Annotated in this window: 22 protein-coding genes; 17 read left to right on the plus strand and 5 right to left on the minus strand. The window is 71.4% G+C overall.

Features of this window, described 5'->3' with window-relative positions:
* The first annotated feature begins 82 nt into the window (after positions 1-82).
* The 3 genes from AB4Y78_RS00055 to AB4Y78_RS00065 all read left to right on the plus strand — a co-directional run bounded on the left by AB4Y78_RS00055 (position 83) and on the right by AB4Y78_RS00065 (position 2965).
* Entirely contained in the window at positions 83-862 is a 780-nt protein-coding gene (locus AB4Y78_RS00055; protein WP_282072841.1) for an electron transfer flavoprotein subunit beta/FixA family protein, read from the plus strand.
* 31 nt (positions 863-893) lie between these two features.
* A complete protein-coding gene (locus tag AB4Y78_RS00060; protein WP_441713800.1) occupies positions 894-1835 on the plus strand; it encodes an electron transfer flavoprotein subunit alpha/FixB family protein in 942 nt (313 codons plus the stop codon).
* A gap of 209 nt (positions 1836-2044) precedes the next feature.
* Entirely contained in the window at positions 2045-2965 is a 921-nt protein-coding gene (locus AB4Y78_RS00065) for a hypothetical protein (protein ID WP_441713801.1), read from the plus strand.
* A gap of 76 nt (positions 2966-3041) precedes the next feature.
* Here AB4Y78_RS00065 and AB4Y78_RS00070 read toward each other — a convergent pair whose 3' ends face one another.
* A complete protein-coding gene (locus tag AB4Y78_RS00070) occupies positions 3042-3404 on the minus strand; it encodes an ArsR/SmtB family transcription factor (protein WP_007928061.1) in 363 nt (120 codons plus the stop codon).
* Positions 3405-3488: 84 nt separating this feature from the next.
* On the opposite strand from AB4Y78_RS00070, the gene AB4Y78_RS00075 reads away from it, so the two are divergent.
* The 5 genes from AB4Y78_RS00075 to AB4Y78_RS00095 are packed head-to-tail and all read left to right on the plus strand — an operon-like array spanning position 3489 to position 6544.
* On the plus strand, positions 3489-3956 hold the full coding sequence (locus AB4Y78_RS00075; RefSeq protein WP_441713802.1) for an ArsI/CadI family heavy metal resistance metalloenzyme: 468 nt from the start codon (positions 3489-3491) through the stop codon (positions 3954-3956).
* Positions 3957-3958: 2 nt separating this feature from the next.
* A complete protein-coding gene (gene arsB, locus AB4Y78_RS00080) occupies positions 3959-5062 on the plus strand; it encodes an ACR3 family arsenite efflux transporter (protein ID WP_282072857.1) in 1104 nt (367 codons plus the stop codon).
* The gene (locus AB4Y78_RS00085) at positions 5059-5682 is read left to right on the plus strand and encodes an arsenate reductase ArsC (protein WP_007928070.1); all 624 of its coding nucleotides are present in this window, start codon (positions 5059-5061) and stop codon (positions 5680-5682) included. Before arsB ends, AB4Y78_RS00085 begins: the two co-directional genes overlap by 4 nt.
* Positions 5683-5708: 26 nt before the next feature.
* Positions 5709-6131: an arsenate reductase ArsC gene (locus tag AB4Y78_RS00090; protein ID WP_007928071.1), complete on the plus strand. Its 423-nt coding sequence runs from the start codon at positions 5709-5711 to the stop codon at positions 6129-6131.
* The gene (locus AB4Y78_RS00095) at positions 6128-6544 is read left to right on the plus strand and encodes an arsenate-mycothiol transferase ArsC (protein ID WP_441713803.1); all 417 of its coding nucleotides are present in this window, start codon (positions 6128-6130) and stop codon (positions 6542-6544) included. Before AB4Y78_RS00090 ends, AB4Y78_RS00095 begins: the two co-directional genes overlap by 4 nt.
* A gap of 80 nt (positions 6545-6624) precedes the next feature.
* Here AB4Y78_RS00095 and AB4Y78_RS00100 read toward each other — a convergent pair whose 3' ends face one another.
* Positions 6625-6792 carry a hypothetical protein gene (locus AB4Y78_RS00100; RefSeq protein ID WP_441713804.1) on the minus strand — a complete coding sequence of 56 codons (168 nt, stop codon included), beginning with the start codon at positions 6790-6792 and terminating at the stop codon, positions 6625-6627.
* A gap of 441 nt (positions 6793-7233) precedes the next feature.
* On the opposite strand from AB4Y78_RS00100, the gene AB4Y78_RS00105 reads away from it, so the two are divergent.
* Entirely contained in the window at positions 7234-7515 is a 282-nt protein-coding gene (locus AB4Y78_RS00105; RefSeq protein ID WP_441713805.1) for an ArsR/SmtB family transcription factor, read from the plus strand.
* Positions 7512-8453: a cation diffusion facilitator family transporter gene (locus AB4Y78_RS00110; protein ID WP_441713806.1), complete on the plus strand. Its 942-nt coding sequence runs from the start codon at positions 7512-7514 to the stop codon at positions 8451-8453. The genes AB4Y78_RS00105 and AB4Y78_RS00110 overlap by 4 nt, the downstream gene beginning before the upstream one ends.
* Positions 8454-8464: 11 nt before the next feature.
* Here the strand turns inward: AB4Y78_RS00110 and AB4Y78_RS00115 are convergent, their stop codons facing one another.
* On the minus strand, positions 8465-9271 hold the full coding sequence (locus tag AB4Y78_RS00115) for a hypothetical protein (RefSeq protein WP_441713807.1): 807 nt from the start codon (positions 9269-9271) through the stop codon (positions 8465-8467).
* 320 nt (positions 9272-9591) lie between these two features.
* Here AB4Y78_RS00115 and AB4Y78_RS00120 point away from each other — a divergent pair, with 320 nt between their 5' ends.
* From AB4Y78_RS00120 to AB4Y78_RS00130, 3 genes are read left to right on the plus strand one after another with little or no spacing between them, the layout of a single operon-like run.
* Entirely contained in the window at positions 9592-10776 is a 1185-nt protein-coding gene (locus AB4Y78_RS00120; RefSeq protein ID WP_441736797.1) for a cysteine desulfurase family protein, read from the plus strand.
* A complete protein-coding gene (gene mnmA, locus AB4Y78_RS00125) occupies positions 10776-11891 on the plus strand; it encodes a tRNA 2-thiouridine(34) synthase MnmA (RefSeq protein ID WP_441736799.1) in 1116 nt (371 codons plus the stop codon). Before AB4Y78_RS00120 ends, mnmA begins: the two co-directional genes overlap by 1 nt.
* The gene (locus tag AB4Y78_RS00130; protein WP_441713810.1) at positions 11888-12865 is read left to right on the plus strand and encodes a methionine synthase; all 978 of its coding nucleotides are present in this window, start codon (positions 11888-11890) and stop codon (positions 12863-12865) included. Before mnmA ends, AB4Y78_RS00130 begins: the two co-directional genes overlap by 4 nt.
* 140 nt (positions 12866-13005) lie before the next feature.
* On the opposite strand, the gene AB4Y78_RS00135 is transcribed toward AB4Y78_RS00130, so the two are convergent.
* The gene (locus tag AB4Y78_RS00135) at positions 13006-14505 is read right to left on the minus strand and encodes a long-chain-fatty-acid--CoA ligase (protein WP_441713811.1); all 1500 of its coding nucleotides are present in this window, start codon (positions 14503-14505) and stop codon (positions 13006-13008) included.
* A gap of 94 nt (positions 14506-14599) precedes the next feature.
* Here AB4Y78_RS00135 and ligA point away from each other — a divergent pair, with 94 nt between their 5' ends.
* Genes ligA through AB4Y78_RS00155 form a run of 4 tightly spaced genes read left to right on the plus strand, consistent with a single transcriptional unit; the run spans position 14600 to position 20138 of the window.
* The gene (gene ligA, locus AB4Y78_RS00140) at positions 14600-16819 is read left to right on the plus strand and encodes an NAD-dependent DNA ligase LigA (RefSeq protein ID WP_441736801.1); all 2220 of its coding nucleotides are present in this window, start codon (positions 14600-14602) and stop codon (positions 16817-16819) included.
* Positions 16816-17289 (plus strand): DinB family protein, encoded by a 474-nt coding sequence (locus tag AB4Y78_RS00145; RefSeq protein WP_441713813.1) that lies wholly within the window; start codon positions 16816-16818, stop codon positions 17287-17289. Before ligA ends, AB4Y78_RS00145 begins: the two co-directional genes overlap by 4 nt.
* Before the next feature lie 27 nt (positions 17290-17316).
* Positions 17317-19140 (plus strand): DEAD/DEAH box helicase, encoded by a 1824-nt coding sequence (locus AB4Y78_RS00150; protein WP_441713814.1) that lies wholly within the window; start codon positions 17317-17319, stop codon positions 19138-19140.
* Positions 19140-20138, plus strand: a complete 999-nt coding sequence (locus AB4Y78_RS00155) for a class I SAM-dependent methyltransferase (protein ID WP_441713815.1) — start codon at positions 19140-19142, stop codon at positions 20136-20138. The genes AB4Y78_RS00150 and AB4Y78_RS00155 overlap by 1 nt, the downstream gene beginning before the upstream one ends.
* 52 nt (positions 20139-20190) lie before the next feature.
* Here the strand turns inward: AB4Y78_RS00155 and tpx are convergent, their stop codons facing one another.
* Positions 20191-20685 carry a thiol peroxidase gene (tpx, locus tag AB4Y78_RS00160; RefSeq protein ID WP_265231393.1) on the minus strand — a complete coding sequence of 165 codons (495 nt, stop codon included), beginning with the start codon at positions 20683-20685 and terminating at the stop codon, positions 20191-20193.
* Positions 20686-20697: the final 12 nt, after the last annotated feature.

Genomic DNA, 20697 nt, shown 5'->3' on the forward strand with positions numbered 1-20697 from the left:
CAGTTCGGGCACATCCTGCGCGGCTGCTGAGAGGATCAGCCCGGTACCCAGCCCCCTCACCCAGGAAGAGGACGATTCGCCGATGAACATCGTCGTCTGCGTGAAGTACGTTCCGGACGCACAGTCCGACCGCGGATTCAACGAGGACAACACGACCGACCGCGAAGGCGTGGACGGTCTGCTGTCCGAGCTCGACGAGTACGCCGTCGAGCAGGCCCTCCAGATCGTCGAGGCCGGTGAGGGCGAGGTCACCGTCCTGACCATCGGCCCCGCCGACGCCGCCGAGGCCGTCAAGAAGTCCCTCCAGATGGGTGCCGACAAGGGCGTCCACGTCTCCGACGACGCGATCGCCGGCTCCGACGCCCTCGCGACCTCGCTCGTCCTCGCCGAGGCCATCAAGAAGATCGGCACCCCGGACATCGTCCTCACCGGCATGGCCTCGACCGACGGCACCATGGGTGTCGTCCCGGCGATGCTCGCCGAGCGTCTCGGCCTGCCGCAGGTCACCTACGCCTCCGAGCTGACCGTCGACGGTGGGGTCGCGAAGATCCGCCGTGACGGTGACACCGCGAGCGAGACCATCGAGGCCTCCCTCCCGGCGCTCATCTCGGTCACCGACCAGATCAACGAGCCGCGCTACCCCTCCTTCAAGGGGATCATGGCCGCGAAGAAGAAGCCGGTCGAGGAGTGGAGCCTCTCCGACCTCGGCGTCGACGCCGGCCAAGTCGGCCTCGCCAACGCGGCCACGGCCGTCGAGTCGACGACCAAGCGTCCCCCGCGCGAGCAGGGCACGATCGTCACCGACGAGGGTGACGGCGGCACCAAGCTCGCCGAGTTCCTGACCACCAACAAGTTCGTCTGATCGACGACCCGGACACGAAGGAGCAATAGACATGGCTGAAGTCCTCGTCCTCGTCGACCACGCAAACGGTGAGGTGAAGAAGCCCGCCGCGGAGATGCTGACCATCGCCCGCCGCCTGGGTGAGCCCTCCGCCGTCTTCATCGGCCCCGGCGCCGAGACCGCCAAGGACCTGCTCGCGCGCTACGGCGCCGAGAAGATCTACGCCGTCTCCGATCCGGCCGCCCTCGAGCACCTCGTCGCCCCCCAGGCCGAGGTCCTCGCGCAGCTGGTGCAGGAGAAGTCCCCGGCGGCCGTGCTCATCCCGAGCAATGCCGCCGGCAAGGAGATCGGTGCCCGCCTCGCGGTCAAGACCGACTCCGGTCTGATCACCGACGCCGTCGACGTGCAGGAGGGGCCGGTCACGACCCAGTCCGTCTTCGCCGGCAGCTACACGGTCCAGGCCAAGGTCACCAAGGGCACGCCGATCATCTGCGTCAAGCCCAACTCCGCCGCGCCGGAGCAGGCCAACGGTGCCGGTGCCTTCGAGGAGCTCTCCGTGAGCATCTCCGACGGCGCCAAGGCCGCCAAGGTCACCGCGTCCGAGCCGAAGAAGGCCTCCGGTCGTCCCGAGCTCACCGAGGCGGCGATCGTCGTCTCCGGTGGTCGCGGCACCGGTGGCGACTTCTCGCCGGTCGAGACCTTCGCGGACGCCCTCGGTGCCGCCGTCGGTGCCTCGCGCGCCGCGGTCGACGCCGGTTGGTACCCGCACAGCTCGCAGGTCGGCCAGACCGGCAAGCAGGTCTCGCCGCAGCTGTACGTCGCGGCGGGCATCTCCGGTGCCATCCAGCACCGCGCCGGCATGCAGACGTCCAAGACGATCGTCGCGATCAACAAGGACGATGAGGCCCCGATCTTCGAGCTCGTCGACTTCGGTGTCGTCGGTGACCTCTTCACCGTCCTGCCCCAGGCCACGGAGGCCGTCAAGGGCAAGTGACCCTCGGTCACGCCTGACGAAGGGCGCCGCTCCCCGCACCGGGGGCGGCGCCCTTCGTCGTGTCGGCGCGTCACGCGGCGGGTCCGGCCCCGCCCCGGACGGGGTGAGCAAGGTCCCCTTTACCGAAACGTGACTTTTGGGACGGGGAGTGGCTATGGTGTCTCGTGGCCGTGAGGCCGTCCCTGTTGTCCCAAGCCTTGAGGTCTCGCGTGAGCACGTCCCGTTACGTCGGTCGGCACGGCAGTCGTCGTCCCAGTCCCCTGTCCCGTCTCGGTGCACTCCCTTCGTCCGCCGGCTCCCACGGAGCCCGTGCGGCAGCCAAGACCGTCGCCGGCCTCGGCATCGTCCTGGGCTCCGGCGCCTTCGTCATCGCGCCGACCTCCGCCGTCGGCAGCCAGTCCGGCACGGACGTCGCTGCCGTCGAGAGCGTGGACACGACCGCCGCGGAGCTCCTGGGCGAGCGTGCGGGCGACCCGACGGCCTCCCGCTCGGGCTCCCGGACCACTGCGGCGATCACCGCGCCCACCGGCAGCACGGCCGACGACGCCCACGAGGACTCCGGCGCTCTCGGCATCGACCCCGTCGTCAAGCCCAAGCCGAAGCCGAAGCCCAAGCCCGAGCCCGAGCCCGTCGAGCAGGAGCAGACGGACGAGGCCGACAGCGGTGCCGAGCGCGAGCAGACGCAGACCTCCCGCAGCTCGGACACCCGCAGCGCTCCGGAGCAGGACACCGAGTCGTCGCAGTCCTCGCAGTCGCAGTCGCAGCAGTCGAGCGGGTCGGTCGCCACGGGCAACTACGCCTCGCAGGGCGCTGCCCTCGGCCTCGGCCCCAACGCGCAGAAGGTCTACTCGGCCGTGCGCACCCAGTTCCCCGACATGACCAACATCGGCGGCTTCCGCGCCGGCGACCCCGGTGACCACGGCAGCGGCAACGCGGTCGACATCATGGTCACCGGCAGCCGCGGCGACCAGGTCGCGTCGTGGCTGCAGGCCAACGCCGGCCAGCTCAACATCAAGTACCTCATCTGGAAGCAGCGCATCTGGCTCCCGGGCAGCGGCTGGCGGCCGATGGAGGACCGCGGCGACCCGACGCAGAACCACTTCGACCACGTGCACGTCTCGGTCGGCTGAGACCCGCGCCCGCACGCCCCGTCACGCACCAGCGTGGCGGGGCGTGCGTCGTCGCGGGAGGGTCGGCCCGGGCAGCTCAGGCGTCGAGGACCTGACGCGCCAGGGCGAGCCGGTCAGGCGCCAGGGTGAACCAGGCCCACTGCCCGCGACGCTCCCGTGTCAGCAGCCCGGCGTCGACGAGCACCTTGAGGTGGTGACTCACCGTGGGCTGGGCCAGGCCGAGGGGCTCCGGTAGGTCGCAGGCGCACACTTCCTGACCGGGGGAGCAGCGCACGATGCCCAGGATCTGCAGCCGGACGGGGTCGGCGACCGCCTTGAGCAGCCGGGCCACCACCTCGGCGTCCTCGCGCGTGATCGGTGCGCTGCCCTCGGTGGCGCAGCACCGCTCCACCGCCTGGCTGAGGAGGGTGCGTCCGTCGGTAGAGGGGGCGATCGACATGGCCCCATATTGACACGCGTCGATGCGCAGTGCCAAGGTTGACGTATCGACACACGTCGATATGACCCGATGGAGGAACCCCACGTGAGCCGCGTCCAGATCGCTCTCAATGTCGTCGACCTCGAGGCGTCCATCGCCTTCTACTCCACGCTCTTCGGTGTCGAGCCGCACAAGCGCCGGCCCGGCTACGCCAACTTCGCGATCACCGAGCCGTCGCTCAAGCTCGTGCTCATCGAGACCGACGAGGCGACCCGCGAGAGTGGGCCGCGCGGTGCGCTGAACCACCTCGGTGTCGAGGTTGACCGCGCCGAGCAGGTCAGCGAGGCGCGCGCCCGGCTCGCGGATGGCGGGCTGGCGACCTTCGACGAGGACGACACGACGTGCTGCTATGCGCTCCAGGACAAGGTGTGGGTCCACGACCCGGCCGGCGCTCCGTGGGAGGTCTACGTCGTCAAGGACGACAACCCGGCGAATGCGCAGCCGGCCACCGCGGCCCTGCCCGTCCTCGAGCAGTCCTCGCCGTGCTGCGCCCCGCAGGGGAGCCGGGCGTGACGATGTCTGAAGTGGCCACCGAGCGCGCGCCCGCGCGCCTGGCGATGCTGGATCGCTACCTGCCCGTGTGGATCGGCATCGCCATGGTCGCCGGGCTCGTGCTCGGCCGTGGGGTGCCTGGTCTGGGGTCCGCGCTGGACGCTGTGCAGCTGCATGGCATCTCGCTGCCGATCGCCCTCGGCCTGCTCGTCATGATGTACCCGCCGCTGGCCAAGGTCAGGTACGACCGCCTTGATTCGGTCACCCGTGACCGCAGCCTGCTCGGGTCCTCCCTCGTGCTCAACTGGATCGTCGGGCCGGCGCTGATGTTCGCCCTGGCGTGGGCCTTCCTGCCCGACCTGCCGGAGTACCGGACCGGTCTGATCATCGTAGGCCTCGCCCGGTGCATCGCCATGGTGATCATCTGGAACGACCTGGCCTGCGGGGACCGTGAAGCGGCTGCCGTGCTCGTCGCGCTCAACTCGATCTTCCAGGTCATCGCCTTTGCCGGCCTCGGGTGGTTCTACCTTTCGGTGCTGCCTGGCTGGTTGGGCCTGGAGCAAAGCACGCTGGACGTCTCGTTCGGCCAGATCGCCGTGTCGGTCCTGATCTTCCTCGGGGTCCCCCTGCTCGCCGGGTACCTCTCCCGGCGCATCGGCGAGCGGCGCTGGGGCCGGCAGGCATACGAGGGCACCTTCCTGCCGAAGATCAGCCCGTGGGCGCTCTACGGCCTGCTCTTCACCATCGTCGTCCTCTTCGCCCTGCAGGGCGACGCCATCACCTCGCGCCCACTGGACGTCGCCCGCATCGCGGTGCCCCTCCTGGCCTACTTCGCCCTGATGTGGGGCGCCGGATACCTCACCGGTCGCGTACTCGGGATGACCTACGAACGCACCACCACGCTCGCCTTCACCGCGGCGGGCAACAACTTCGAGCTGGCCATCGCCGTCGCCATCGCGACCTTCGGCGTCACCTCCGGCCAGGCCCTCGCAGGCGTCGTCGGACCCCTCATCGAGGTGCCGGTCCTCGTCGGCCTCGTCTACGTCAGCCTTGGCCTGCGTCGACGATTCCCCCACCCTTCGTCAGCCGTGGCACCATCTCGCATCAGAGCAGAGGACCGCACGTGAGTACCGCACCCCACACGCCCGACACGTACGACCGACTCATCGACGACCTGACCTACGCCTACGACGGGGTCTTCTCACCCGAGACCATCGCCACAGTCGTGCACGAGGCCCGCGCCCTGCTCGAGCCGCGCGCCACGATCACGCAGTACCTGCCGATCTTCGTCGCGAAGCAGGCCCGCGAGCAGCTCATGACCGTGGCCCAGGCTGAAGGGAGAGTCGCCAAGCAAGTCCCCGAGATCCTCTTCGTCTGCGTGCACAACGCCGGGCGGTCCCAGATGGCGGCCGCCCTGACCGAGCACCTGTCTGCCCGCAAGGTCCACGTGCGCTCAGCCGGGTCTGAACCCGTGGACACGGTCAACCCCACCGTCCTCGACGCCCTGGCTGAGCGTGGCATCCCGCTCAGCGCGCCATACCCCAAGCCATTGACCCACAGCGCCGTCCAGGCAGCAGACGTCATCGTCACCATGGGCTGCGGCGACGCCTGCCCGGTCTTTCCCGGCAAGCGCTACGAGGACTGGGACGTCGCCGACCCCGACGGCCAACCACTCGACGTCGTGCGGGACATCCGGGATGACATTCAGCAGCGTGTGACCCGCCTCCTTCGTGACGTCCTCGCCTGACCCCTCCCACACGCCTGGAGCCCCACATGACCGACCAGCCCTCAGTCCTCTATGTCTGCGTCCACAACGCCGGGCGGTCCCAGATGGCCGCCGCCTACACGCGCACCCTCTCCGGTGGCGCCGTCGAGGTGAGATCAGCCGGATCTGCACCTGCCGACACGATCAACCCCGCCGTGCGAGAAGCGATGCTCGAGGAGGGCATCGACCTGTCAGCGGAGACGCCCAAGATCCTCACGACCGAAGCCGTCGAGGCCTCCGACGTCGTCATCACCATGGGCTGCGGCGACACCTGCCCGATCTTCCCCGGCAAGCGCTACGAGGACTGGACCCTCGATGACCCGGCCGGGCAGGGAGTCGAGGCCGTCCGGCCGATCCGAGACAACATTCGAGCGCGGGTCAGCGAACTCCTCGACTCCCTCGGGATCGAGACGGTCGAGGCCAGCTCGTGAGCACCCGCCCCTCCGTGCTCTTCGTCTGCGTCAAGAACGGCGGCAAGTCCCAGATGGCCGCCGCCCTCATGCGTCAACGCCACGGCGACGCCGTCGACGTGTACTCCGCCGGCACCCACCCCGGGGACAAGCTCAACACGCAGTCCGTCGCCTCGCTCGAGGAAGTCGGGGCCAGCGTCACTGGTGAGCACCCCAAGCCCATCGACCCCGCTCTCCTCGACTCCGTCGAGCGCGTCATCATCCTCGGCGACGAGGCGCACATCGACCAGCCGGGCAGCGCACAGGTCGACCGGTGGATCACCGACGAACCATCCAACCGCGGCATCGAGGGGCGCGAGCGCATGGCTCTGATCCGCGATGACATCGCTACCCAGGTCGATGCCCTCGCTGCAGATCTGCACCAGGGGGACTGAGGGCTCGCGGTGGCAGTGTTGGCGACCTCCTCGTGCACCTCGAATGTGCGAGGTTTCCTGGACCCTCACCGGCACGCCCGTCACGCGTCCGCGCGGGCCATCGCCGTGAAGTAGGCGCCGTCGTGCTCGTCGCGCAGACGCTTGAGCTCCGTGAGTTCCTGCGGTGCGGCGTCGTCGGCGACCGCGGCGGCGTAGGCCGCGTAGACGCCTGACCGGTCACGGCGACCGGCGGCTGCGACTCGTCCCATGCCGAGCGGATCTCCGGCGTGACCCAGCCCTCGCGCTGGTGCTGGCCGGCCAGCTGCCACCGAAATCCCTGCCCCCGCGCCAGCTTGTCCTCGAGGGCGTCGCCGACCGTCGGGCCGTTGACGAGGACGGTGAGCGGGAGGTCGCCCGGCGGTGACCCGAGGAGGGTGGCCAGGTCCCGGGGCCCGACGGTGGTGAAGAACCGGCTGTCCAGGAGCATCGAGTCGGTGACGAGGATCTCGCCGCCGATGAGGTGCGCGACGCGGAGGGCGCCGACGACTCGGGCCATGGCTCGCGACGGGTCGGTGCTGTCGTCGTGGAGGCGGCGCATGGCCACGGAGTCGAGCTCCGCGAGGAAGATCCGGCGAGCCAGGTGCATGTGGGCATCATGTCAGCACGGCAGCGCCCTCCAACGGATCGCCGCTGTAGTATATCATCGTCACATGACGATGAATGGACGGGCGCTCGTCTTCCACGCATTCTCCGAGCCGACCCGGCTCGCACTGCTGGAGCACCTGCGCAGCGGAGAGCACCGGGTGCGCGACCTCGTCGACCACATGGGGCTGGCACAGTCCACCGTCAGCGTCCACCTCGCCTGCCTGCGCGACGCCGGTCTCGTGACGGTGCGTGCCGAAGGGAGGGCCAGCTGGTTCTCCCTTCGTCGGCCCGACCGTCTCGACGCGCTGCTCCGCAGCGCGGACGACCTCGTCGAGGAGCCGGCATGAGCGGCGGGCACGGACACTCGCACGCCCCCACCTCGGCCACACCGGACCGTGGGCTGCGCAACCGGCTGGCCATGGCCTTCGCGATCACGGCCCTCGTCGTCGTGGCCCAGGCGATCGGGGCCCTCGTCACCGGCAGCCTCGCGTTGCTCACCGACACCGCGCACGCGCTCGCCGACTCCGCCGGCCTGCTCGTCGCGGTGGTCGCGGCGACGATGGTGCTGCGTCCGGCGAGCAGCCGGCGGACCTGGGGCTTCTTGCGGATCGAGGTCATCGCGGCCCTCGGGCAGGCCTGCCTGCTCGTCCTCGTCGGCGGCTACGCGGCGATCGAAGGGGTGCGTCGCCTCGTCGAGCCGAGCGAAGTGCCGGGGCCGCAGCTGCTCGTCTTCGGGATGCTCGGTCTGCTCGCCAACCTCGTCGCCATGGCGGTCCTGTCGACCGGGCGCGGGGCCAACCTCAACATGCGGGCCGCCTTCCTCGAGGTTGTCAATGACGCGCTCGGGTCGCTCGGCGTCATCGTGGCGGCCGTCGTCATCACGACGACCGGTTTCACCCGGGCTGACAGCATCGCCGGTCTCTTCATCGTGGCGCTCATCGTGCCGCGTGCCGTCACCCTCCTGCGCGAGACGGTGCGGGTGCTCATGGAGTTCGCCCCCGAGGACGTCGACCTGGACGTCGTGCGCGCCCACGTCCTCGAGCTCGACCACGTGCGTGAGGTGCACGACCTGCACGCGTCGACGATCGGCACCGGCCTGCCCGTCATCTCCGCCCACGTCGTCATCGACGACGGGTGCTTCGAGTCGGGGCACGCGCCGCAGATCCTCGAGGAGATCCGGCAGTGCCTGCGCGAGCACTTCCCCGTCTCCTTCGACCACGCGACGGTCCAGCTCGAGACCGCGGACCTGCGGGAGCGCACCTGCGACTCGATGGAGCACGCCTGAGCGGCAGTGCCTCAGTCAGCGGGGGCCTCGCGCCGGTCGCGGACCGCGAAGACGAGCGCGACGAGCACGATGACGCCGATGAGCCCGAAGCCGGTGCTCAGGGCGGCCGGCCAGCTGCCGGTGGTGCCGACGACGGTGAAGGTCGCCGAGGTGATGACGGCGATGCCGACCGAGGTGCCGATGCGCTGACCAGTCTGCATGACGGCACCCGGGCTGCCCGCGTAGGCCAGCGGCACGTCGGCGAGGGCGAGCGTCTGGTTGAGGCTGATGACCGACCCCTGCGCCGCCCCGACGAAGACGAGGCTGAGCACGAGCCACCACTCGCTGATGTGGCCGCCCGCCTGGAGCAGGGCCACGACGATGCTGCCGACGACTCCGACGAGACAGCCCGAGGCCGCCGATGACGAGCTGCCGCCCCCGGCGGTCGACCCGTCGACCCGCCCAGCTGGCGGGACGGCGGCGGTGAGGGCCGCGGGGACGCCGACGAGCGCCGTCTGCAGGGCGCTCTTGCCGGTACCGATCTGCAGGTAGAGGGCGACGAGGACCCACACGCTCGTCATGCCGAGGAAGTACAGCAGCGCGATGGTGCTGCCGCGGGTGAAGCTGGGGATCGCAAAGATCGCCAGGTCGACCATAGGGCTGCGGCCGGTGTCGCGGTAGTGGCGCTCCCACCGCACCCAGGCCCAGCCGAGCAGGAGGCCGACGGGCAGGCTCGTCCAGTACCAGGGCGAGCTGCCCGGTGGGGAAGTGGCGGTAGAGCGTGCCCGCCCCGACCCCCGCCTGCTCCTCGGTACCCCGGGCATCGGCATCGCGCTCACCATGCTCTTCGTCGGGGGCGGCGCAACCTCCCACCTCGTCGTCCTCGCCTGCTGGATCGTCGGCGGGGTCGCGCGCGGGTCTCGGGGTCGCCCGGCAGGGGCGTGGCGCGCACATCGCGGTCGCCGAACGCGAGGGCGCGCTGGCCTCGGCCTGAGCGAGCCCAAGGTTGTGTGTGCAACTGGTAGCCCTGCGGGCCGGCGCGCGCTGAGGAGCGTCGCCGGCGGCCAGGACTACCGGTTCAACACACAACCATCGCTCGGCGGATCGCCGCCGGATCGCCGCCGGATCGCCGCCGCAGTCACCTCGTAGACTTCATCCGATGACCACCTACCTCGACCACGCGGCGACCACGCCGATGACTCCCGCTGCCCGGGAGGCGATGGTCGAGCAGCTCGCGCTCACCGGCAACGCCTCCAGCCTCCACGGGCCCGGCCGCGACGCCCGCCGGGTCGTCGAGGAGTCGCGTGAGCGCATCGCCGCGGCCCTCGGCGCCCGTCCGAGCGAGATCGTCTTCACCTCCGGAGGCACCGAGGCGGACAACCTCGCCATCACCGGCTCGCTCCGTGCGGCACGTGCGGCGGACCCCCTTCGCTCTCGCGTCGTCGTCAGCGGTGTCGAGCACCACGCCGTCCTCGACGTCGTCGACCACGCGGTCGAGCACGAGGGCGCCCAGGCGACCTTCGTCGCTCCGGGGGAGTGCGGCGCGGTGCAGCCCGACGCGGTCCGGGCCGCGATCGAGGAGGACCCCGCGAGCGTCGGGCTCGTCTCGGTCATGTGGGCCAACAACGAGGTCGGCACCGTCCAGGACGTCGCCACGATGGCCGCGATCTCCCACGAGCACGGGCTGGCCTTCCACACCGATGCCGTCCAGGCTGCCGGCCACCTGGCGGTCGACTTCGCCGAGAGCGGCGTCGACCTCATGAGCATCAGCGCGCACAAGTTCGGCGGACCGCTCGGCATCGGGGCGCTCGTCGCCAAGCGCGACGCCCGGCTCGTCGCCCTGAGCCACGGTGGCGGGCAGGAGCGCGGGGTGCGGTCCGGCACGCTCGACGTGCCGGCCATCCGCGGCTTCGCCGTCGCGCTCACCGAGGCGGTCGAGCGCCGCGAGGACGAGGCCGCCCGCGTCGGCGTCCTGCGCGACCGCTTCCTCGCCGGCACCCAAGCCCTCGACCTCGACATCCGGATCACCGGCTGCTGGACGCCCGGCGACGTGTCCAACCGTCTGCCGGGCAATGCCCACATCACCATCCCCGGGTGCGAGGGCGACTCGATGCTCTACCTGCTCGACGCCGCGGGCGTCGCGGTCTCGACGGGCTCGGCCTGCCAGGCCGGCATCCCGCAGCCCTCCCACGTCGTGCTCGCGATGGGCCGCTCCGAGGAAGAGGCGCGCGGCTCGCTGCGGGTGTCCTTCGGCTGGACCTCCACCGAGGCCGACGTCGATGCCGTCCTCGCGGCGCTGCCCGAGGCGGTCGAGCGAGCCCGGCGGGCGAGCGGGGCAGCCTGATGCGCGTCGTCGCAGCGATGAGCGGGGGCGTCGACTCGGCGGTCGCCGCCTCCCGGATGATCGAGGCCGGCCACGACGTCGTCGGAGTCCACCTCGCCCTGGCCAAGAACGCCAAGACGCTGCGCGAGGGCGCCCGCGGCTGCTGCACCATCGAGGACGCCGGCGACGCCCGGCGGGTCGCCGACCGACTGGGCATCCCCTTCTACGTCTGGGACATGGCCACCCCCTTCGCCCGGGACGTCGTCGACGACTTCGTCGCCGAGTACGAGGCAGGCCGCACCCCCAACCCCTGCCTGCGGTGCAACGAGAAGATCAAGTTCGCCGCGCTCCTCGACAAGGCGCTGGCGCTCGGCTTCGACGCCGTGGCGACCGGGCACTACGCGCAGATCGTCGACAGCCCCCACGGGCGCGAGCTGCACCGTGCGGTCGACTCCGCCAAGGACCAGTCCTACGTGCTCGGCGTGCTCGACGAGGAGCAGCTGGCGCGTGCCTTCTTCCCCCTCGGCGACACGACGAAGCCGCAGGTCCGCGAGGAGGCGGCCGCGCGCGGCTTCGCCGTGGCCAAGAAGCCCGACAGCCACGACATCTGCTTCATCTCCGACGGCGACACCCGCGGCTGGCTGACCCAGCGGCTCGGTGAGCAGCCCGGAGAGATCGTCGACGAGGGCTCCGGCGAGGTCGTCGGCGCGCACCGCGGCGCCTACGGCTTCACCGTCGGTCAGCGCCGCGGGCTGGGCCTGGACCGCTCCGACCTCGACGGCCAGCCGCGCTATGTCACCCGGGTCGAGGCCGCGTCCAACCGGGTCTTCATCGGCACCTCGGACCTGCTCGGCACCGACGAGATCGAGGCCGACCACGTGCGCTGGTGCGGGCCGGCGGCGCAGGGGCGGCACCGGCTCGGCGCGCAGATCCGGGCCCACGGCGAGGAGATCGCCGCCACCGCCGAGGTGGTCACCGATGCAACCGCCGAAGGGGGCCTGCGCCTCGTGGTCCACCTCGACGAGGCCGTGCGCGGCGCTGCCCCCGGTCAGTCGATCGTCCTCTACGACGGCACCCGCGTCGTCGGCTCGGGCACCATCGCGCGCGCCGGCCGCACCGCGAGGGCGAGCGCGTGACCCGCGCGTCCGGTGTCGGGTCGTGGCCCGGCACGCGATCACGCGAGGCCGTCGTCGCCGTCCGCGACCTGCTCGGCGACGGCATCCCGCACCTGCCCGAGCTGCCCGGTCGTGGGGTCGGGGCCGACATGGTCGGGCGCGCGGCGGGCCTGCTCGAGGGACTGCACGTCGAGACCCAGCCCTACGGGTGGCGCTTCGCGGGCCGTCCCGGCCATGACGAAGGGAGGGCCCGCGCCCTCCTGCGCGAAGACCTCGACGAGCTCGCCGAGGCCTACGACGGCTGGTCCGGCCCGCTCAAGGTCCAGGTCACCGGGCCGTGGACGCTCGGTGCGACGATCGAGCTCCCGCGCGGCGAGCGCGCCGTCGCCGACCACGGTGCGCGGCGCGACCTCGTCGGGTCGCTCGCGGAGGGCCTGCGTGCGCACATCGCCGACGTCGAGCGCCTCGTGCCCGGCGCCGAGGTCGTCGTGCAGGTCGACGAGCCGGCTCTGCCCGCCGTGCTCGAGGGGCGGCTGCCGACCGCCTCGGGCTACGGCACGCTGCGCTCGGTCGAGCGGTCGGAGGTCCGTGACGGTCTGCGCGAGGTGCTCGACGCGGCAGGGGAGCGGACGACGCTCGTGCACTGCTGCGCCGGCGAGGTGCCGGTCCAGCTGCTGCGGGAGAGCGGTGCCCGTGGCATCTCGCTCGACACCTCGCTGCTCGACGGTGCCCGATGGGAGCAGGTCGCGGAGGCCGTCGAGGCGGGCGTGACCCTCTGGGCCGGCGCCGTGCCGACGAGCGGCGGTGACTGGCGCACGGCGCGCGATCGGCTCGTCGGCGCCTGGCAGCGAATCGGCCTGCCGGTCTCCGCGCTCGCCGACGTCGTCGTCACGCCGACCTGCGGGCTGGCGGGGGCCTCCCCTTCGTCCGCCGTGGCAGCGCTGCGGACCACGACGGACCTCGCCTCGGCCCTGACCGACCTCGCCGCCGGCTGAGTCACTCCCTTCGGCAGGTGGCCGGGAAGCACGCGCGCGGCCGGGAAGACCGCGGATGGCCGGGAAAACCGGAGATGACCGCGCAATTGCACGGTCATCTCCGGTTTTCTCCCGGCCCGCGGGTCGAGCGGTGGGAGGGCTCAGGCGGTCGGGGCGTGGATCTCCCGCTTGAGGATCTTGCCCGTCGGGCCCTTGGGCAGCTCGTCGAGGACCCAGATGGTGCGCGGGTACTTGTAGGCCGCGACGCGGTCCTTGACGTACTGCTTGATCTCCTCGAGGTCACCCGAGGCACCCTCGCGCAGCGAGACAGCGGCGCCGACGTCCTCGCCGAGCTCGGGGTGCGGCACCGAGACGACCGCGCACTCGAGGACGTCGGGGTGGGTGTAGAGCACCTCCTCGATCTCGCGCGGGTAGATGTTCATGCCGCCGCGGATGATGAGGTCCTTCTTGCGGTCGACGATCGTGTAGTAGCCGTCCTCGTCGACGCTCGCGATGTCACCGGTGCGGAACCACCCGTCCGGGATCGCGGCCTCGGTCGCCTCGGGCTTGCCCCAGTAGCCCTTCATGACGTTGTCACCGCGGATCGCGATCTCGCCGACGCCCTCACCCGGGCCGACCGCCTGGCCGTCCTCGCCGATGAGCTTCATCTCGCAGCCGGGGATCGCGCGGCCGATCGTGCCGGGCTTGGTCGGCTGGTCGAGCATGTTGAAGGAGGCGACCGGCGAGGTCTCGGACAGGCCGTAGCCCTCGAGCAGGCTGACCTTGAAGGTCTCCTCGAACTCGCGCAGCGTCTCGCCCGGCAGGGAGGAACCACCGGAGACGCAGGTGCGCAGGCTCGAGGTGTCGGTCTCGGAGACCGCCGGGTGGTGGAGCATCGCGCCGTACATCGTCGGCACGCCCTCGAAGATCGTCACCTTGTCCCGGGCGATGACCTCGAGCGCCTTGCCCGGGTCGAAGCGGGGGATGAGGGTCAGGGTCGCGCCCTGGCGGACCGCGGCGTTGAGCCCGCAGGTCAGGCCGAAGACGTGGAAGAGCGGCAGGCAGCCCATGATGACGTCGTCGGGCTGGATCCCGATGATGTCCTCGGCCGAGCGCTGGGCGTTGAGGTTGAGGTTGTCGTGGGTGAGCTGGGCGCCCTTCGGCCGTCCCGTCGTGCCGGAGGTGTAGAGGATGACGGCGTCGTCGTCGCCGGCGCGCTCGGTGGGGGTGGTGATCGGCTCGCCCGCGGGGAGGGACTCGGGGGCCGGGCCGACCGGCCCGGAGACGATCACCTGCGTGTCCGTGCCCTCGGCGCCCGCCTGCGCCTCGGGCGCGAAGTCGCCCCAGACGAAGGAGAACTTCGCGCCGGAGTCGGTGTAGAAGTACTCGATCTCGTTGGCCTTGAGCAGCGGGTTCATCGGGACGACGACGCCGCCTGCGAGCAGGGTGCCGTAGAAGAGCACGGGGAAGGCCGGGACGTTGGGCAGGATGAGCGAGACCCGGTCACCGGGCTCGAGACCGGCTGCGCGAAGGGAGCCAGCCGCCTTGGCCGCGAGGCCGTGCAGCTGTGACCACGTCAACTCCGCGTCGTCGAGTTTGATGGCCACCTTGTCCGGGTGGGTCTGGGCAGTGGTGACGAGGTTCGTCGCCAGGTTCGTCATCGTCGACTCCTGAATGCTGGTTCGGATGGACCCATCCAACACGGTCGGCCGCGTGGAGGGAAGGGGTGTCGGGGGTGTGCGGCAGGATGGTCGGGTGAGCGAGATCCCCGAGAAGGACGAGTCCACGGAGCAGGTCCAGCCGGAGACGCCGGCCGACGTGCCCGACGAGCTGCGACAGGAGTGGGCCGACCTCGCTGAGCAGGCGACGACGGCCCAGTTCGCCTACCACGTCAAGGATGCGCCGACGATCAGTGATGCCGAGTACGACCGGCTCATCCGGCGGCTGCAGGAGATCGAGGAGGCGCACCCCTCCCTGCGCACTCCCGAGTCGCCGACGCAGCAGGTGGGCGGGGCGATCTTCTCCACTGACTTCACCGCGGTCGACCACCTCGAGCGCATGCTCAGCCTCGACAACGCCTTCGAGGGCGACGACCTGCTCGCGTGGGCGCAGCGCGTCGAGACCGAAGTCAGCGGCTTCCACTACCTGTGCGAGCTGAAGATCGACGGCGTCGCGATCAACCTGCTCTACGAGGGTGGCAAGCTCACCCGGGCCCTGACCCGCGGCGACGGGCGCACCGGCGAGGACGTCACGCTCAACGTGCGCACCATCGAGGGGATCCCGACCCAGCTCGACGACAGCGTGCACCCCGTGCCCGACCTCGTCGAGATCCGCGGGGAGGTCTTCTTCCGCCTCGAGGACTTCGCCGAGCTCAACGCCGGCCTCGTCGAGGCGGGCAAGGCCCCCTTCGCCAACCCGCGCAACTCCGCCGCGGGATCGTTGCGACAAAAGGACCCCCGGGTCACGGCCCGCCGCTCGCTGCACATGCTCGTCCACGGCATGGGGCGGCGCGAGGGCTTCGACGTCGACAGCCAGAGCCACGCCTACGAGCTCATGGCCGCGTGGGGGCTGCCGACCTCGCCGCACTACCGCGTGCTCGACTCGATTACCCGGGTGCGCGACTTCATCGCCGACGTCGAGCGGCAGCGCCACGACTACGACCACGAGATCGACGGCGTGGTCGTCAAGGTCGACGAGATCGTCGTGCAGCGTCGGCTCGGGTCGACCTCGCGGGCCCCGCGCTGGGCCATCGCGTGGAAGTACCCGCCCGAGGAGGTCAACACCACGCTCCTCGACATCCAGGTCAACGTCGGGCGCACGGGGCGGGTCACCCCCTTCGGCGTCATGGAGCCGGTGACCGTCGCCGGCTCGACCGTCTCGATGGCCACGTTGCACAACGGCCACGAGGTCAAGCGCAAGGGCGTGCTCATCGGTGACACCGTCGTCCTGCGCAAGGCCGGCGACGTCATCCCCGAGATCCTCGGCCCGGTGGTCGAGCTGCGCGACGGCAGCGAGCGCGAGTTCGTCATGCCGACGCACTGCCCGGCCTGCGGCACGAAGCTCGCCCCGCAGAAGGAGGGCGACAAGGACATCCGCTGCCCCAACTCGCGTACCTGCCCCAGCCAGCTGCGCGAGCGGCTGTCGTCGCTCGCCGGGCGGGGTGCCTTCGACATCGAGGCGCTCGGCTGGGAGGGCGCGGTCGGGCTGCTCGACTCCGGCGTGCTCACCGACGAGGGCGGGCTCTTCGGCCTGACGGCGCAGGACGTCGCGCGGGTCCCGCTCTTCACCCGGGCGGCGAAGAAGACCGACCCCGAGGAGGCCGTCCACGACGGTCGGGTCCTGTCGGCCAACGGCGCCAAGCTCGTCGACAACCTCCAGCAGGCCAAGCAGCAGCCGCTGTGGCGGGTGCTCGTCGCGCTGTCGATCCGGCACGTCGGGCCGACCGCGGCCCGGGCGCTGGCGCAGCACTTCGGCTCGATGGCCGCGATCCGCGAGGCGGACGAGGAGGCCCTGGCCGACGTCGAGGGTGTCGGGCCGACGATCGCCGCCTCGGTGCGCGAGTGGTTCGACGGCGAGGGCAACGACTGGCACCGCGGCATCGTCGACCAGTGGGCCGCCGACGGGGTGCGCATGGAGGACGAGCGCGACGAGTCGATCCGGCAGACCCTCGAGGGCGTGACCGTCGTCGTCACCGGCTCGCTCGAGCGCTACTCCCGCGACAGCGCCAAGGAGGCCATCCTCGAGCGCGGCGGCAAGGCCTCGGGCTCGGTGAGCAAGAAGACCGACTGGGTCGTCGTCGGCGACAACGCCGGATCCAAGGAGGCCAAGGCCCGCGAGCTCGGACGCCCGATCCTCACCGAGGACGAGTTCACCGAGCTCCTCGAGACCGGGGCCGTGGCGCGTTTCGCCGAGGCTGGTGGCGAGGGTGATGGCGCCGGGGACGGCCCCGCGGACACGGGCGGCGCCGCCGGATGAGCGGCATCGACCGCGCCACCGCCCAGTGGTACGTCGACACGGCCCTGGCCAAGCTGCTCGCCCGAGCCGACGAGCTCGTCGATGCCGGTGGAGAGGAGCTGCTCTGCGGTCGGCCCGACGTCGAGGGCGCCAACAGCGTCTACGCGCTCGTCGTCCACTGCTGCGGCGTCTTGGAGCGCTGGGGCGGCGAGACCATCGCGGGGCGGCAGATCCGACGTGACCGGGCCGCGGAGTTCAACGCCATGGGCACGATCGACCAGCTCGAGGCGCTCGTCGCAGCCCAGCGGCGGCGCTGGGTCGACGACCTCGCCGACTACGACGCCGGCGCAGCGCCGCGTGGTCCCGACGGCTGGGAGGAGGGCGACCCCGATCCGACGACGCAGGGCTTCGTCGTCCTGCACGTCATCGAGGAGCTGTACCAGCACCTGGGCCACGTCGACCTCACGGTCGACCTCGTCCTCGGTCGCTGAGCCCGGCCTCTCGACTACCGTCGTCCTGTGAGCACTGACAGCACGCCCCCTGACCAGGCCGAGGCCGACACCGCGAGCGAGCAGCCCGAGGGTCCGACCTTCGCCGACCTCGGCCTCGACGACCGGGTCGTGCGCGCGCTCAAGGACATCGGCTACGAGCGGCCCTCGCCGATCCAGGCGGCGACCATCCCGGCCCTGCTCGACGGGCGTCACGTCGTGGGCCTGGCGCAGACCGGCACCGGCAAGACCGCGGCCTTCGCGCTGCCGGTCCTCAGCCGCCTCGACCCCAAGCAGAAGTCGCCACAGGCGCTCATCCTCGCGCCGACCCGCGAGCTCGCGCTGCAGGTCTGCGAGGCGATCGAGAAGTACTCGGCCCGGATGACCGGCGTGCGCGTCCTACCGGTCTACGGCGGCCAGGGCTACGGGGTCCAGCTCAGCGCGCTGCGTCGCGGTGTGCACATCGTCGTGGGCACGCCCGGGCGGATCATGGACCACCTGGACAAGGGCACGCTCGACCTGTCGCAGCTGCGCTTCCTCGTCCTCGACGAGGCCGACGAGATGCTCAAGATGGGCTTCGCCGAGGACGTCGAGACGATCCTCGCAGCGACCCCCGAGGACAAGCACGTCGCCCTCTTCAGCGCGACCATGCCCGCGCAGATCCGCCGCATCTCGCAGAAGTACCTCACCGACGCACTCGAGATCACCGTCGAGCGCAAGACGACGACCGCGCCCAACATCACCCAGCGACACCTCTTCGTCTCCTACCCGCAAAAGGTCGAGGCGCTCACCCGCATCCTCGAGGTGGAGAACTTCGAGGCGATGATCGTCTTCGTCCGCACCAAGAACGAGACCGAGACGCTTGCCGAAAAGCTGCGGGCCCGTGGATTTTCGGCCGCGGCGATCAACGGCGATGTCGCGCAGGCACAGCGGGAGCGGACGGTCGCGCAGCTCAAGTCGGGCAAGCTCGACATCCTCGTCGCCACCGACGTCGCCGCCCGCGGCCTCGACGTCGAGCGGATCAGCCACGTCGTCAACTACGACATCCCGACCGACACCGAGTCCTACGTCCACCGGATCGGGCGCACCGGCCGCGCCGGACGCTCGGGTGACGCGATCTCCTTCGTCACGCCGCGTGAGCGCCACCTGCTCAAGTCGATAGAGAAGGCGACCCGCACGACCCTCACCGAGATGTCGATGCCGAGCGCTGAGGACATCAACGCCAGCCGGCTGGGGCGCTTCGACGACCGGATCACCGCGGCGCTCGCCTCGTCCGACCTGTCGACCTTCCGCGACGTCGTGGGCCACTACGTCCGCGAGCACGACGTGCCCGAGGGGGACGTCGCGGCCGCGCTCGCCATCGTCCTCCAGGGCGACGAGCCGATGCTCCTCGACCCCGACCCGGTGCGCCCGCCACGGCGTGAGCGGGACGAGCGGGCCCCCCGCCGTGACCGCGATGGCGAAGGGAGCCGCCGCGGTGACCGTGGCCCGCGCGGCTCCTCGGGCCCCATGGGCACCTACCGGATCGCCGTGGGGCGGCGGCACAAGGTCGAGCCCCGCCAGATCGTCGGTGCCCTCGCCAACGAAGGGGGCCTGCGCCGCCAGGACTTCGGGCACATCGACATCCGGGGCGACTTCTCCATCGTCGAGCTGCCGGCGACCCTGCCGCCGGGCACGACCGACCGGCTGAGCCGCACCCGCATCTCGGGGCAGCTCATCGAGCTGCGGGAGTGGCAGGAGCGTGGTGGCGGTCGACGCGAGGGTGGCCGGCGTGACGGCGGCTCCTACGACAAGAAGCCGTACGGCAAGAAGCCCTACGACAAGAAGCCGCACCGCAAGGGCCGCCGCGACTGATGGAGCCCGATCCCGTCGACCGTCTGCTGCTCGACGAGCTCGGTGACCTGCCGGACGGTCGCATCGCCGTCGTCGACGACGACACCGGTGCGCTCGCCGGCGCACTGCGCGACCTCGCGGGTGAGCGCGTGGTCGCCCACAGCACCAGCCTGCTCGCCGAGCGTCGGGTGGCTGCCACCGGCGTCGCCACCGTGCCCGACCTCGCCGGGGCACTGACCGGCGCCGCGCTCGTCGTGCTCCGGCTGCCGCCCTCACTCGACGCGCTCGACGAGGTCGCCCGCACGGCAGCGCTGCTCGGCACGCCGGACGTGCGCATCGTCGCCGGTGAGCGCGTCAAGCACATGACGCCGTCGATGAACGACGTGCTCGGCGTGAGCTTCGAGCAGGTGCGGGCGAGCCTCGGCCGGCAGAAGTCCAGGGTGCTCCACGCCGCCGATCCACGCCCGGTCGAGCAGGTCTGGCCGCGCCGCCGCCACCACGACGACCTCGACCTCACCGTGCACGCCCACGGGGCCGCCTTCGCCGGCACGCGCATCGACGCCGGCACCCGGCTCCTGCTCGGGCAGCTCGACCGGCTCGCCGACACCGACGGCACCGTCGTCGACCTCGGGTGCGGCACAGGGGTGCTCGCCGCCGTGCTGGCCCGCCGCTTCGTCGACGTCGTCGCGATCGACGTCTCCGCGGCGGCGGTCGCCTCCGCCCGCCTGACGACGGCCGGTCGGGTGGACGTGCGCCGCGGCGACGGACTGAGCGAGCTCGCCGAGGCCTCGGCCGCGACGATCGTCAGCAACCCGCCCTTCCACGTCGGCACCGCCAAGGACTCCACACCCACGCTGCAGATGATCGGCGACGCCCGCCGGGTCCTCGTCCCGGGCGGCGAGCTCGTGCTCGTCTACAACTCGCACCTGCCCTACCTGCCGCGGCTGCGCGAGGTCGGGCCCACGGAGATCCTCGCCCGCGACCGCAGCTACCTCGTCACCCGCACCGTGCGGGCATGACGAAGGGGGGGTGCACCCGGCCGGGTGCACCCCCCTTCGCTCGTGGGGTGGGTCAGCCGAGCGCGGCGACCGCGGCGTCGTAGTCGGGCTCCTGCGTGATCTCGGGGACGAGCTCGCTGTGCAGGACGGTGCCGTCCGCGTCGACGACGACGACGGAGCGCGCGAGGAGGCCGGCCATCGGGCCGTCCGTCATCGTCACGCCGTAGTCCTCGCCGAAGGAGGAGCGGAAGGCGGAGCCGACCTTGACCTGGTCGATGCCCTCGGCGCCGCAGAAGCGGGCCTGGGCGAAGGGGAGGTCCTTGCTGACGTTGACGACGGTCGTGTTGTCGAGGGAGGCGGCCAGCTCGTTGAACTTGCGCACGCTCGCCGCGCAGACGCCGGTGTCGATGCTCGGGAAGATGTTGAGCACGACGCGGCCCGACAGGTCGCCGGAGGTCAGCGCGGAGAGACCCTCGCCGACGAGCTCGAAGGCCGGCGCGCTCGCGCCGGTGGCCGGCAGCTCGCCGGCGGTGGTGACGGGGTTGCCCTTGAATGCGGTGGTAGCCATGCCCCATGCCTA

This window comes from Janibacter sp. RAF52 (assembly GCF_052114035.1).
Taxonomy (GTDB): domain Bacteria; phylum Actinomycetota; class Actinomycetes; order Actinomycetales; family Dermatophilaceae; genus Janibacter; species Janibacter hoylei.

What these genes read in the sequence shown, in the direction of transcription:
- tpx (WP_265231393.1), bottom strand. Translation starts at nt 20,685, where the DNA reads ATGGCTACCACCGCATTCAAGGGCAACCCCGTCACCACCGCCGGCGAG.
- AB4Y78_RS00070 (WP_007928061.1), bottom strand. Translation starts at nt 3,404, where the DNA reads ATGTCGATCGCCCCCTCTACCGACGGACGCACCCTCCTCAGCCAGGCG.
- AB4Y78_RS00105 (WP_441713805.1), top strand. Translation starts at nt 7,234, where the DNA reads ATGACGATGAATGGACGGGCGCTCGTCTTCCACGCATTCTCCGAGCCG.
- AB4Y78_RS00055 (WP_282072841.1), top strand. Translation starts at nt 83, where the DNA reads ATGAACATCGTCGTCTGCGTGAAGTACGTTCCGGACGCACAGTCCGAC.
- AB4Y78_RS00135 (WP_441713811.1), bottom strand. Translation starts at nt 14,505, where the DNA reads ATGACGAACCTGGCGACGAACCTCGTCACCACTGCCCAGACCCACCCG.
- AB4Y78_RS00100 (WP_441713804.1), bottom strand. Translation starts at nt 6,792, where the DNA reads ATGGGACGAGTCGCAGCCGCCGGTCGCCGTGACCGGTCAGGCGTCTAC.
- AB4Y78_RS00120 (WP_441736797.1), top strand. Translation starts at nt 9,592, where the DNA reads ATGACCACCTACCTCGACCACGCGGCGACCACGCCGATGACTCCCGCT.
- AB4Y78_RS00060 (WP_441713800.1), top strand. Translation starts at nt 894, where the DNA reads ATGGCTGAAGTCCTCGTCCTCGTCGACCACGCAAACGGTGAGGTGAAG.
- AB4Y78_RS00155 (WP_441713815.1), top strand. Translation starts at nt 19,140, where the DNA reads ATGGAGCCCGATCCCGTCGACCGTCTGCTGCTCGACGAGCTCGGTGAC.
- AB4Y78_RS00145 (WP_441713813.1), top strand. Translation starts at nt 16,816, where the DNA reads ATGAGCGGCATCGACCGCGCCACCGCCCAGTGGTACGTCGACACGGCC.
- arsB (WP_282072857.1), top strand. Translation starts at nt 3,959, where the DNA reads ATGTCTGAAGTGGCCACCGAGCGCGCGCCCGCGCGCCTGGCGATGCTG.
- mnmA (WP_441736799.1), top strand. Translation starts at nt 10,776, where the DNA reads ATGCGCGTCGTCGCAGCGATGAGCGGGGGCGTCGACTCGGCGGTCGCC.
- AB4Y78_RS00090 (WP_007928071.1), top strand. Translation starts at nt 5,709, where the DNA reads ATGACCGACCAGCCCTCAGTCCTCTATGTCTGCGTCCACAACGCCGGG.
- AB4Y78_RS00110 (WP_441713806.1), top strand. Translation starts at nt 7,512, where the DNA reads ATGAGCGGCGGGCACGGACACTCGCACGCCCCCACCTCGGCCACACCG.